This is a genomic window from Symploca atlantica LB2515 (assembly GCF_052546295.1).
Genome location: NZ_JBQWMT010000001.1, coordinates 3,625,090 through 3,638,716, shown reverse-complemented (window position 1 = coordinate 3,638,716; position 13,627 = coordinate 3,625,090). Strand labels below are relative to the sequence as shown.

The following is a 13,627-nucleotide window of genomic DNA, read 5'->3' as shown; positions in this document are numbered from 1 at the left end:
TTACAGTAGACCATCGTGCTTCAGTGATTATTCCGGAAACAAGAGCGACCTATGCAAACAGCAGAAGATATTCTGACAAAACTAACAACCCACATTCGAGAGCATCGTACCCTCGCAGCAATTGTTTTTACGGACGTAGTCGGCTTTAGTTCGCTGATGGCGGAAGACGAAGAAAATACTCTGCATTTAGTCCGTCGAGACTTCCGCCTCATGAGACAACTGTGCCAGCAGTTTGAAGGTAAAGTACTCAAAACTATTGGTGATGCTCTATTAATGTATTTCACGAGTGCCGTTCGGGCTGTGGCTTGTGCCCAAGAAATTCAAGCAAGTTTGGCAGAAGCTGCTGCTAAGTTGCCACAACCGGAGGTGTTAAGCCACCGTATTGGTATCCATTTAGGAGACGTATTCTTTAATGGCAAAGATGTCATGGGAGATGGGGTTAATGTGGCAGCTAGGTTGCAATCTGCAGCAGAACCAGGCGGTATTTGTATGTCGCAGACCATCTATAACGTGGTCAAAAATCCTCTGGCATTAAAATCAATTACCTTGGTACCGAAGAAATTAAAAAACATACAAGAATCGGTGCTAGTCTATCAAATTCCGCCAATTCAACCCATATCCCCGTTTAATAAACAGCCTCGACAATCAGCACAGGCTAGTTGGGAAACTAGTCAAGACTCTGAACTGGCTATTCAATCATCTGGGCAGTGGGTTTTGTTGCACGAGCACTTCTTTGAAGTTGAAACTTACTCTCAGAATAAAGACGGCAGGCTGACGCTGAAAATTCCTTCTAATAGTATCCGAGACGATGCGGCACTCCAGTCACTTCGCCCAGATGCCCAACAAGCACAACCGATGAAATTTGCCTATGGAGATGATGGTTTTCTGGTAAAAGTCCAGAAGGTAGAAGCAGTTTCCAGCGATGATTTCCGTATTTGGACAGTTCTACTAGAACCAATAGTTACCCAAAACAATAATAATAAGCTTGAGAAATCATATCGAGGACGCCAGCGTTTTTATTCAGCAGATGATATTGCTTTGCTGAAGGCAAGACGGATTTTACTCAATGACCCACCCAAGCTACTGAGTGAAGCGAGGCTATTTACCCCAGCCTTAGTAGAGCGCGAAAAAATTGAGCAGTTAATCAGACAAACTGGTACTGTCTTTAGTATTGAAGATTGCGTGTTACAGTCCCTCTATCCCAGATATCAAGAAAGAGCCAGACTTTTCTTAGAATTGGCACGACTAGAAGCAATTTTCTTGCTCAAAGCTAGCGGTATTGTTGAACAAGTCTTGGAATTTTCTCTAGGACCGGTTGAACAGGGGAAGGTGTTCGTGAAGTTTAGAGGAAGAAGAAGACAAGTCTATGTCAATATCGAACCCGCTTTGATTGAAATAGAAGGTGAGTGTCCCTTGCCGTCTGATTGAACTAGAAGACCAAACTCTATCTGGCGAAATCACAATAGCAATGCGATCAATTTCCACAATTGAGTTGCGCAATTATCCCAGCTGCGAGGCTAAAAAAGCCAATACTAGACCGCCAAACTAAAACAAAAACCCTTCTTGCATTTTACTGTCCTCAGTAAATTTGAGGTATCTGACTCATAGGTTGAAAAAGTCGTATATGACTCTCAGATTTGCCAAGTTAGGCTGAACTATTGCGTTTCAATTTGTTCAACAACTACTCGGTCAACACAATTCCCAATGGCAGGCTGAGCAATCCGATAATACTGCTGCCTATCCACCAATAGAGTAAGGCTAGCTCTGAGCGCTCAATTGAGCAACTCCTGACGATAATTTAGTATCGACTCAAGGCTCCACTGATTACCCGTAGAGCAATAGCAGCAACCTTAAGAACCATCGGCTTTTTCTAGACGATATCGACTGATAAGGTTAAGTGACGCTCAAAGCAGCTTGGTCATTTTCAACCACGATTACGGGCAACTGGCTGATTTCCAACACAGCTTGAGAAACCGACCCGACTAACATTTCCTCCAGTGGGCGATGTCCCCGTTTACCCATCACAATTTCAGCAACACTATACTCTTGGGCAGTACGAACAATTTCTTCGGGTACTGAACCAGATCCGGTGATAAACCGATGACGAATATCAGCTAAAAGTTGTTTTGCTTGCTCACGCAGTTGTTCAACTCCTTGAGGATCATCGACTCGGATGACATGCAACACTACTACTTCGCCATCACTCCTCCGGGCTAGTTCTGCGGCTTTGGTTAATACCTGGGTTGAAAGGGGAGAGGTATCGACGGCTGCCAACAAGACGATATAACGAGTGATCGCCACTTTGGTTGGGTCAACCTCACCGCGCTCCAAAAGTTTGGGGGCAAAGGTGGGGATTGCCCAGGCTCCCAAAGGGGCTGTGACCAAAATGGACAGCGCGGCGATCGCTAAAATGGTTTCGCCACCAGCAATCCCTTGAGCTAGAGGAATCGCGCCAATTGCTGCCTGTACCGTTGCTTTAGCCGAATTACCCGGCAGTAAAAACAGCCGCTCTTTCCCAGTCCAGTTACTGCCCAAGGTGGAAAGATACCAACCTAGCGTTCGCCCAATCAACGTCCCGATCGCCAACACTAATAGACCTACTAATAATGTATTGCCTAACACCTTCAGTTGAATACTGGCTCCGAGCAGCACAAACAAGATAATTTCGGCAATCACCCACAAACTGTCAAAGCCCCCCCGTAGCCGTCGAGCCAAGGGCGCATCCAGTTCAATCAGAAAAAATCCGGTTGCCATGACTGCCAAATAGCCAGAGAACACCGGAATATCTTCAGCAAGAACCACTAGCAATAGGGCAAAACCAGCTGCCACGAGAGAATCTTGTACGGCATTTTGAGTCCAGTTCTGTTTAGCAAGCAGCGATACTAACATGCGAGCCGTAAGCCATCCCAACAGCACCCCCAAGACAATTTGGATGATCAGATGGAACGGCAGTAACTGCAAAGGGCTGAGGGTGATGCCTCCGGGTAGAGTAATGCCTGTAGCTGCTCCTTGAGATAGAAATGCCAACAACAAACTAAACACCAACAACAGCAACACATCGGAAAGGGCGCTCCCTGTCAAAATAGCATCAGGAATACCCTTTTTGACCCCCCATCCTAGGCTTTTGAGCCGCAGCATTCCTGGTACGATCACCGCTGGAGATTCAGCCCCGATGATGCAGCCCAGTAGCAATCCAGTCAAAAAATCAAACCTGAGTAGCCACACTGCGGCAACAGCAACAGCAATTGCCTCACAAGCGGCGGGCAGAAACCCCAAGCGCAGCGCCACAGTTCCCTGTTGAGCCAACTTTTCGCGATCGAGTCCCAGCCCCGCCTTCATCAAAATCACCATAACGGCAATGGTGCGCAGAGAATTCGCTGCCCCTAACACCTCCGGGCTAATCACATTCCCCATCTGCGAACCTAAGATAATACCAACCAGCACCATCCCCACCAGGCTTGGAGCTCTGAGCCGTCGAGCAATTTGCCCGACAAAAAATCCCATTAACAGAATCCAGATAATACTTTCTAACATCACGCCACATTGAAGCTGAATTGATGAACGTGACTTGTAGCAGAAAGTCTAGCTATGGAAGTTAAGAGCCTACTCTTCCGCCGCAAGTCGGAACAGTAGGAGCCATCAGCCTGTTAAAGGTTATAAATAGTCAATAACCCAAGGCGGTTTTGGCGAGCTCCATCGCCATCGTTTTCTTTGTACTGTTTCCTTATACCAGGTTCACAACCTGTCTGACAATGCTAGAAAAATCTAGTTCTAGGTCAGTCGTCAGGGTTAGTAACCCCATTTTTCCCTGGAAAACTGCTAACTTGGTGTTGTCACTATCTCTCTTGAATGAGCAACAGCAAAGCTTCTGTGGATCGAATTGGTTGGTCTTTAGAGGAGCGAGACCCTAAATTAATTGAATACCTCATGCCACTTTGGGCATGGTTTTACCGCTACTACTTTCGGGTAAAAACCGATGGTTGGCATAATATACCTGCTCAAGGCAAGGTATTGCTCGTGGGTTCCCACAACGGCGGAATGGCTGCTCCCGACATGGTGATGATGTCCTATGACTGGTTTCAGCGCTTTGGCACCGAGCGTTTAGTATATGGTCTGATGCACCCTAAATTTCCCCAGGCGTATCCACACGTAGGGAAATTAGCTGTTAAAGCTGGAGCAATCGCTGCTCATCCCAAAATGGCGATCGCAGCTTTTGAAAAAGGAGCCAGTGTCCTTGTCTATCCCGGCGGTGCACAAGACGTCTTCCGCCCCCATCACCTACGCCATAAAATCTACTTTGCAGGACGTCAGGGTTTCATCAAGCTAGCACTACTGGCAGGTGTCCCCATTGTGCCAGCGGTTTCTCATGGAGCTCATGATACCCTGATTGTCCTCGCCGACTGTTACGAACAGATGCGACAACTGCACGAATGGGGAATGCCCTGGCTGTTAGATATTGACCCAGAAGTTTTCCCGATTTACTTGGGTTTACCCTGGGGACTGGGGATTGGTCCTTTACCTAATATCCCCCTACCCACGCAAATTCACACCCGTGTGTGCGCTCCTATCATCTTTGAACACTATGGTCGCACTGCCGCTCGCGATCGCACTTATGTCAATACCTGTTACGAAAAAGTCTGTACGCAGATGCAATGGGAACTAGACCGTTTGGTGGAGAGTACAGGTTCCAGAGCTGTAGATTAGACCTCTGGGAAAAATACGAAGAACTCCTGTTGAGAACGAATTCCTCCTGTGCCATTGAAAAAAATGTGCCACGAGAAAAAACACTGATTTTATTGGGATATCAAGGCAATCTAGTCCAATTATGCTGAAAAGTTTATGAAAATTATTCGAGAATAATTTTATTTATCAACAGATTTTTTAGACTAGATTTAAGGGCAACTTTTTTTGCTTGAATGTAATGCTGTATTATCCGAGCATTTACTTAAAATAAACAGTTCTACACTACATTCAATAACGCAGTTGCTAGGATCAATTTTGCCACGTCATCTTCAGGGATATTTTTTTCGGTAAGATTATATTCTCTTAAGCTTACCGAAAAAATTACCACTCTATTTTCCACATTGAGAAATAAATACATACATATTAAATGTGTGTATTTATTAGCAAAGAAAAATTTCTTATTTTGCTGAAATATTTATGTGGCTTCTTAATTGACTAAGTATTAAGGTTTCTCCAGAAAAAATTAACATGTTCCCTAGTAGGTAAAAAGGCAATGACTTTAACAGCGAATCAAGCTTCTTTAGAATCTATTTTGAATAAAGCGGCAGAAAGTCGGCGGACACAACAGAGATTTTTTGAGAAGTATGCACCTCAAATTGTTGAAGCAGCGGCGGCAATCGCTAACTCGCTGGTGAAGGGCGGGAAAATATTGGTTGCTGGTAATGGTGGTTCGTCCTGCGACAGCGCCCATATTGCTGTAGAGTTTACTCACCCTATTATTGAAGAATTAACTGCATTTGAAGCAGTGGATTTGACTGCGAATCCAGCTTTACTGACAGCATTAATTAATGATGTTGGTTTAGAAGAGGTATTTGTGCGCCAGTTAGCAAATCAGGCTAAGCTTAACGATATTTTTATTGGTATCTCAACTAGTGGTAATTCTCTTAATTTGATTAAAGCCTTTGATTGGGCTAAGGAAAATGGTTTAATCACGATTGCGCTGTTAGGTTGTGATGGTGGCAAAATAGCAAGCAACTGCAAGATTGATTTTTCGTTTATTGTGGAAGCGGCTAGCGATCGCAACATTCACAGAGTTCAGGAAGTTCATCTTCCCCTGTATCACATTCTCTGGGATCTCGTTCATTCTTTTCTTGCTGAGAAAACCCCGTTGGAAAGTCGCACATTAGCATCCAGTTAGTACTCAAGTAGGCGATAAAATCTTGAGTTAGGGATTGGCACTCTGCTTAAGAGTTCATACCCGACTATCAAATGCTGATTTGGATCGGACAAGCTAAAGAATACTCAACCAGCCAAGGTCAAGGCAGAGATTTCCAACTCATTACTTCGACCTTGGCTTAACTTTTACTAAAATTAGGGAATACTAACCTACCCAGATTATTTTTAAGTTAAAACTAGTTACACTTATTGAAGTAAAGCAATCAAGCTGAGCATGGCATGGACTGGCAAGAAATCTACGGCAATTGGGTAGTAATTCCATCGCGTCCCACAGGAATTGTGCATTTCCTGGGAGGGGCTTTTATTGCCACAGCCCCTCAAGTGACTTACCGATGGCTGATAGAAGAATTAGCACGTCAGCGGTATGTGGTAATTGCAACGCCTTTTATCACTACCTTAGACCACACTGCGATCGCGCGAGATGTCCTCAATCGTTTTGAGACTACCTTAGACCGCCTACAGACAACAGGTGCTTTAAGCAAACGCTACCTACCGATTTACGGCGTAGGACACAGCATGGGTTGCAAACTTCATCTTTTAATAGGCAGCTTGTTTAATGTCGAACGTGCTGGTAATATTTTGATTTCTTTCAATAACTACCCAGCTCAACGTGCTATTCCTCTAATGGAACAGCTAAACATGTCTCAGATATTCGATGTTGAATTTACACCATCGCCGCTACAAACCAACGAACTCATTACTACGTCCTACAAAGTTCGCCGCAATTTACTAATCAAATTTACTGACGACGAGATTGATCAAACTATTAGCTTGACTGAAATTTTGCAACAGCGCTTTCCAGGGATGGTTTGCCTTCAGAAGCTACCAGGCAATCATTTAACACCAGTCAGGCAAGATATTAATTGGAAAACGGGAGAAGTGTTTACTCCCTTAGACGCAGTTGGTCAATGGGTGAGGCAGGGATTTAATCGTGATTTAAACCAACTTAAAATAGAAATTACTCGCTGGTTGAATCCTTTAACAACAGTCTAAAAAGTTACAGATAAAAATCAATTACTGGATGCTACAAGATCAACCTTGAATGATTTGTCAACAGACGAACCATGATTATCAGTACGACGCACAGTGAAAGAGTAACTTGTGGTACTTTGAGCATTGACTAAAGACTGATTGGCAATAAGCAATTGGTTCCCTTTAAGGATGAAGCGCCCTCCGGCATCATCAATTAATGAGTAAACGTAGGTTTCCCCAGTTTTGTTATTAGTAGTCGGGAGAGTACCCACTACAGTTTCCCCAGGGTCATCTTGATCAATAAATTTGCTGTTAGGGGCAACATCTGGCTTTTTCCCATTGCCATTTTGATTGATCATGGCGTTACTTTCTTGGTACTCTGATTGAGTATATTTAGTTAGTTCAGATGATCGGCTCAACAAAGGCTCAGATTCAACCGAATCCCCTGTAGCAGCCAACGGCACCAAAAATCGGTCGGGAAATTCCAGGCTAATGGCAGGCACTGCCCCCTCTTCAAAGATGTCTTGCCAAAGATTAACGCCACTGTTGAACAAGCATGAGTTGCTCAGCATCGGGTGTGTGCGATCCCCTGACTTGGTCTTGCTATTTTGATAATTAGCAAGGTCACAAATATCTTTTAAAGTATTGTTATTGAAAAATGCGAGAATATCTTGAGTCTCTGGGTAAGTTTCAATTATTGAATCAGCAGGAAGGAAATATCCAAACTTTGGTGTATTATTTAGAGTAGCTGTTTGATGGTTGCTGTCTGTACCAACCTCAAAGATTTTTGCGCTACCACTGTACAAATTTCTCCAGAGGAGATAATTTTTGTCCTCGGAATTACCCTGAAGCAAACAATATGGTCCGCTTGCTAAGGGAAGAGTCTCTATCTCTCGTTGCTTAGTACTAGTTACTACCTGATTTTCCTTCGCCGCCTGGTCAAAGTCTTCTCCTTGAGCAGGAATTGCTACAGGTTCATCAAGATCTAAGTATTCCCTGTCCGCTTGATCAGTACTAGCAAATGCACCGTTTTTACTGTTGAAGTAAGAATTGATGCCCTTGAAACCAGTCAAATTATAGCCAGAGGGTTTGAAGATCACAACATAACCACTGGCACAACATACAGCCCAACCCAACAGCCACAGATATTCCGGGTGAAATTTGACGCTAAATTGCTCAGTGTAATCACCCACCCCAGGGCGTGCTTGAGGACTCTTACCAGCCGGGGTAAGAGAATCAGTTTTTTCTTGAGATTCTTTTGTTTCCTTTGCTGTGGGTAAGGATTTAGTCGATAAGGTTTCCAACTTTGCCCAGGTTAAAGGGCCGGTGATGCCATCTATCTTTAAACCTTGTGCTTGCTGAAATTTAGACACAGCAGCTAAAGTTGGCTGATCGTATACTCCATTAATTACTCCTGAGTAGTACCCTAACTGCTTCAGTCTGGTTTGTAGTTTAGTCACAGCTTCGCCTTGGCTGCCCAAATAAAAAAACGAAGCAGTAGTTGATGGAGGACTAGCCTGTGCGCTAACAGCGGCCGCTGACACACTAGCAAATAACTCAGGTGGGGCAGGGCGTGGGGCAAACTTAAAAGTAGTTAACAGCTTTGCCTTAAGGCTTTTTAGACCACTCGAACGAGACTCTGGGGACATTGCCAGAGTTTCTGGAGGACTAATACATGGTGATGATTGGGTTACTGATTGATTATCCTGGCTTTGCCCCTGAGTTTGATTACAGACTTGGTTGTTCTTCTCAGGAAGCCCCGAAGTGCCATCTAGACAGGTAGCGCAGGTCAGTAACAGAAGCGTAGAAGGGTCAGACATCAGTCAAGGAAGAAAGATAGAGCAGAAGTAAGGAGTACTCTGACAGCCGTGAAAGATATTTTCTTGACATCAGAAAACCTCATATCCTGATCTCTGTATACGCCCCTTATCGAGTTAGTACAGGATTTCCTCAATTGATTAAAGACTCCATGAAGTTGCTTTGATTGGGTAAAAAACTAAGTTGCGTTTTGAGTTACTATCTCGATTGTTGAGCGAGCCAACTTAACAGGTTGACGCAACTTAGTATTAAGACTCCAGTTCAAGTATTTCGATGTAGACTCAAAAAATCTATTGTGGAAGTTTAAACGAGTAAACTCGCATCATCAAAGCTAGAGCCAGTTCCAGCTAGAACATCCTCCACACCAAAACTGGCACTCTCAACTAAATCAACACCCAGAGACTCGTTCGGTTGGGCTCCTAAAGAAGCCAACTCCGCCATGTCATTATCGAGGTTAGTCAAGATGATATCGGCAACGTCAAGATTGTTATAGTTCGAGTCAGCACTGATGGTATAGGCGAGAATCTGATAAGACTGATCACCGTCAGCTAAATTGTCATCAGCACCAGTGACAGTAAATTCCTGGGGGTTATTCCAATTATTCTGGTCAAATAAAACAAAAGCCTGGCCAACATTACCTTCGTTGGGAGCACCACTGTTGAGAATTAAACCAACTGGTTGAGCTGGTTGGCTGTTGAGAACTACTGTAAAAGTAGCTGTATCTCCATCTTCGCTAGTGATCAATGCTGAGTTTGGGGTGAGAGTGATACCGACCGCATCGTCTTTACCAGTAGGAGGAAGCGGTTCTGTTGGGTCTGGACTAGGATTAACCGTTACTGTGACAATGGCGGTGTCAGTGCCGCCTTGACCGTTATCTATTTGGTAGGTAAATTGGTCGCTACCAGAGAAGTTAGCATTGGGTGTGTACAGGAAAAAGTCATCAGTGACATTTTCGGGAGTACCATTCTCATCGAGTGCTACAGTACCATTGCTAGGTGTTTGGAGCAGGTTCAGGGTGAGTGGATTAGCATCAATATTGGTGTCGTTGGCGAGGACTTCGATGCTGACCGCTGTCTCTTGGGTAGTGGTAGCAGTATCGGGATTGGCTACGGGGCTAGAGTCCAGATTATCATTTCCAGGGTTATCAGTACCGGAATCACCCGGACTGGGGTTGTCAGTATCTGGGTTATCAGTACCGGAATCACCCGGACTGGGGTTGTCAGTGCCTGAATCACCCGGACTGGGGTTGTCAGTGCCTTTAATCAAGATATTCTGAGCATCGTTAAACTCACTGGGGCCATTATTATCGAAGGTTGAATCTTCAATATTAAGAAACGGTTTAGGTTGATTTTTATAAATCGCCCCACCGCCATCACTAGCTTGATTATCCTCAAAGGTTGTGTCGGTAATCTGAGTTTCGGAACCCCACTGCTGACTATAAATCGCTCCACCCAAATCTGCGGCTTTGTTACCAGAAAAGTTGCTGTTATCAATGTTGGCAGGGACTTCTCCTTGGTACCACAAGCCACCGCCTTCTTGCTTCGACTCATTGTCAGCAACGGTAGTGTTTTTGATGTCAATAAAGCCACCCAAACGCATACCACCGCCTTTGGCTGTTCCATTTGGGGTCTCAGTAACTTGATTGTTGATAATTTGACTATCTTCAATAGTCACAAAATCCTTGTCGTATCCCCAAACAGCAATACCGCCGCCAAAACCCTGAGCACGATTGCCTTCAAAGCGAGTATTGCGAACAATTACCTTACCTCCTGGGCTGTCTTTAGGTTCAACACCGTCTGGTAAATATTTTGGGTCGTCTGGCCAACTTGCACCATCGACGTAGAGTCCGCCGCCGAACCTCTGACTCTCGTTATTGAGAAAGGTCGAGTCTTCGATAATAGTCTCTGTAAATAGGGTGCCAACAGCTCCACCGTAAGTACCTGTGTTATTGGTAAACTGGCTATTCTTGACGGTAAGTTTGCTTTGGTGTAAGACATTAATGGCACCACCAGTGGGAGTTACCGCTTCTAGCTGGCTAAACTCGGCAGCGTAATTGCCATCAAATATACTGTCAATGACGGTAACGATAGTGTTTTCACGGGCTGAGATAGCACCAGCATTGGAAACGTTGTTGTAAAACTCAACATTTTCGACCTGTAAAGTACTTCCATCTCCTCTGAGTTCAATTGCTCCTCCGCGGTCATTGGAGATGAATCCATCAGCGACAGTCAAATTCCGCAGTGTGAAATCGACGTTGGAGTCCTTTTGATTAACTAAAAAGACCCGATTCTGCTTATTTCCAGAAATAGTTAGACCAGGTGCATTATCTCCATCAATAGTCAAGTCTTTGTCAATCTGGAGTTGACGACTGGTGAGGGTAATAGTTTCATCAGCCAGACTGGAGTCAAACTGTATGGTGTCCCCCGCTTTGGCGTTGCCAATTGCCTCTCTTAGGGAACCTTCTCCATTGTCGGCATTATTAGTAACTGTAATAGTTGCCACGATTCATCCTTGTGAGTAACTTCAGTTGGTAAATAACCCTGATACTCTTGGTAAAGGATGCCTAATTTAGCCGAATGTTTTCTGCTTGACCTATCAAATTTGCAGGATTACTTCTAGCTCAAACGATTTCAAAATTCGTAGGGAAACTCGCATCATTGAAGCTGGAGTTAGTCCCTGTCAGAACATCTTCCATAGCAAAACCGTTGCTCTCCATCAAACCAACACCCTGGGATTCCTTTGACATGGCACCGAAAGAAGCTAACTCGGTCATATCGTTATCCAAATTAGTTAACACGATATCGGCAACATCAAGATTGTTGTAGTTCGAGTCTGCACTGATGGTGTAGGTGAGAATCTGATAGGAATGCTCACCGTCAGCTAAATTGTCATCCACACCAGTAACAGTGAATTCTTGCGGGTTATCCCAATTGTTTTGGTCAAATAAGAGAAAAGCCTGGTCAACAATGCCTTCGTTAGAAGCATCACTATTGAGAATCAGACCAACTGGGTGAACTGGTTGGCTATTGAGAACGACTGTAAAACTAGCTGTATCTCCATCTTCGCTAGTGGTCAGTGTTGAGTTTGGGGTGAGAGTTATGCTGAAAGGGTTGTCGTTACTGTCAGAGGGGAGCGGTTCTGCTGAATTGTCGCCATTATCTCCCGCAACGCCGCCGAGATTATCTGTCTGGGAATTGTCGCCATTATCTCCCCCAGCACTGCCGAGATTATCCATCAAGAGATTAGCACCAGCGCTTCCTACTACTTCATTACCTATTGCATGAGTTTTAACCAAACCACCATTGTCTTGCAAAGGACCAAGTTGTGGATCAACAGTCGTCTCAATACTGTCGGTGACATTCTTATCGTTAAAAAGATTAGTTGATTTAGGCAGATACTGAAAATTGCCTCCCAAGTCATCAATATTGCCGCTGCTGTGTTGCAGAATACCCCAAGGATTGCCGGAGGTGTTATTGTCAAAAATCGTGTCTTCGATAGTTACATCTGCACTATTGCTAGCGGAAACCCCGCCGCCAACCCATCCGGCGTAATTATTGGCAATTGTGCTGTCTTTAATATCGGTAGGGCCGTAGAGTGCCATCGCCCCGCCGATGCTACTACCTGTTGTGCCTTGTGTTTCATTACCGGAAAAAGTGCTGTTGGTAATTTGGGTGTCTGCATCCATCGCCCATAAAGCACCACCCTGATTAGCGGCCGTATTGTTAGCAAATGTGCTGTTAAGGATGCTAAATCCTTTGTTTAGTCCATTGTTCATCTGAACCACCGCACCACCATTTCCTGCGTTTCCTCCGTTAGGAAGTGCCGAAACTTGGTTGTTCTCAAAGGCGCTGTTTTCAATGATCACGTTGTCTTGGGTGCCGGTGTAGAGATAAGCTGCTCCCCCTTCACCTCTACCTTGATTACCCTCAAAGATGCTATTGCTAATACGAATAGTGCCGGATGTCTCATCGCTACCTGTACTTGCTCTATCGGCATAAATTGCACCACCGTAGCCTCTTAAAAAGGGGTTAGATTCACCTGTGTCGTAAACGGCTGCAGTGGTACTGTTGTCGATGAATTTGGAGTTTTCAATGGTCAACTTACCGTTGAGGCTGTTAATTGCTGCACCGTTAATTCCTTCGTTGTTAGTAAACTCACTGTTGGTAACCGTAAATTCTTTGGGCCCCCAAAAAGCAATGGCACCTGCACCGCGCTCGTCGTTACCGGCGATCGCTTTATTGCCGTCGAATTTACTATCGGTGACGGCTAGTGTGCCTTCATACGCACTGAAAATTGCGCCCCCACCTTTGTCAGCAACATTGTTTTTAAATTCAACGTTGTCTATATTCAATTCGCCTTGGTGTGTGGTGCTAATTCCTGCTCCACGTTCGTTAGTATAACCATTGGCAATGGTCAGGTTTTTGACTGTTAAATTGGTAGGGAAGTCTTGATTGGAGTTAAGATAAATAACTCGTGATGTATTGTTGCCACTGATAGTTAATCCAGCAGCATCTTCACCATCTATAATTAAATTTTTTCCAGGATTAATTTCGAGCTGGCCACTAGTTAGAGTAATGGTCTTATTTGCCAGACTGGAGTCAAATTTAATCGTATCTCCATCTTGAGCAGAAGCGACTGCCTCCCTTAGAGAACCGGTTCCACTGTTGGCAGTGGAAGTAACAGTAATGATGTTCATCGTTAATTCTTCGCTCTTTATTGTTCTTTGTTCTTTGGGTCTGGATTAGTTGCTACTGACAGATGCTAGCTAACCCCTGAACAATGAATGACTAATTCAATCCAGATGAATTTAGTATTTTCCAGCAAAAACTAAGGCTAAAATATCTGTAAAATGTGGAGCATATCTTACAGATATTGAGAGAACATTTAATCACTTCTAACACCTGATTGGTGAAAGCAA

7 protein-coding genes, 1 pseudogene and 1 riboswitch are annotated in these 13,627 nt (G+C 44.3%); of the genes and pseudogenes, 4 read left to right on the top strand and 4 right to left on the bottom strand.

Going from position 1 to position 13,627, the window contains the following annotated elements; all coding sequences use genetic code 11:
- Positions 1-51: 51 nt before the first annotated feature.
- A complete protein-coding gene (locus tag ACT7WV_RS15115; protein ID WP_445103669.1) occupies positions 52-1,428 on the top strand; it encodes an adenylate/guanylate cyclase domain-containing protein in 1,377 nt (458 codons plus the stop codon).
- Between the two features lie 465 nt (positions 1,429-1,893).
- Here ACT7WV_RS15115 and ACT7WV_RS15110 read toward each other — a convergent pair whose 3' ends face one another.
- Positions 1,894-3,534 carry a cation:proton antiporter gene (locus tag ACT7WV_RS15110; RefSeq protein WP_445105662.1) on the bottom strand — a complete coding sequence of 547 codons (1,641 nt, stop codon included), beginning with the start codon at positions 3,532-3,534 and terminating at the stop codon, positions 1,894-1,896.
- 89 nt (positions 3,535-3,623) lie between these two features.
- Positions 3,624-3,710: riboswitch (Fluoride riboswitch) on the bottom strand.
- Positions 3,711-3,849: 139 nt separating this feature from the next.
- Here ACT7WV_RS15110 and ACT7WV_RS15105 point away from each other — a divergent pair.
- From ACT7WV_RS15105 to ACT7WV_RS15095, 3 genes are all read left to right on the top strand, one after another.
- Positions 3,850-4,704, top strand: coding sequence for a lysophospholipid acyltransferase family protein (locus ACT7WV_RS15105; protein WP_445103668.1), 855 nt, complete (start codon positions 3,850-3,852; stop codon positions 4,702-4,704).
- Between the two features lie 532 nt (positions 4,705-5,236).
- Complete coding sequence (locus tag ACT7WV_RS15100; protein ID WP_445103667.1) at positions 5,237-5,881, top strand: D-sedoheptulose-7-phosphate isomerase; 645 nt, start codon at positions 5,237-5,239, stop codon at positions 5,879-5,881.
- 257 nt (positions 5,882-6,138) lie between these two features.
- Positions 6,139-6,912 carry a DUF1350 family protein gene (locus ACT7WV_RS15095; RefSeq protein WP_445103666.1) on the top strand — a complete coding sequence of 258 codons (774 nt, stop codon included), beginning with the start codon at positions 6,139-6,141 and terminating at the stop codon, positions 6,910-6,912.
- 17 nt (positions 6,913-6,929) lie between these two features.
- Here ACT7WV_RS15095 and ACT7WV_RS15090 read toward each other — a convergent pair whose 3' ends face one another.
- The 3 genes and pseudogenes from ACT7WV_RS15090 to ACT7WV_RS15080 all read right to left on the bottom strand — a co-directional run.
- Positions 6,930-8,711 carry a peptidoglycan-binding domain-containing protein gene (locus tag ACT7WV_RS15090; protein WP_445103665.1) on the bottom strand — a complete coding sequence of 594 codons (1,782 nt, stop codon included), beginning with the start codon at positions 8,709-8,711 and terminating at the stop codon, positions 6,930-6,932.
- A gap of 301 nt (positions 8,712-9,012) precedes the next feature.
- Positions 9,013-11,211, bottom strand: a complete 2,199-nt coding sequence (locus ACT7WV_RS15085; RefSeq protein ID WP_445103664.1) for a cadherin-like domain-containing protein — start codon at positions 11,209-11,211, stop codon at positions 9,013-9,015.
- 118 nt (positions 11,212-11,329) lie between these two features.
- Positions 11,330-13,396 (bottom strand): annotated as a pseudogene (locus tag ACT7WV_RS15080) (choice-of-anchor D domain-containing protein); the annotation flags it as partial.
- Positions 13,397-13,627 lie beyond the last annotated feature (231 nt).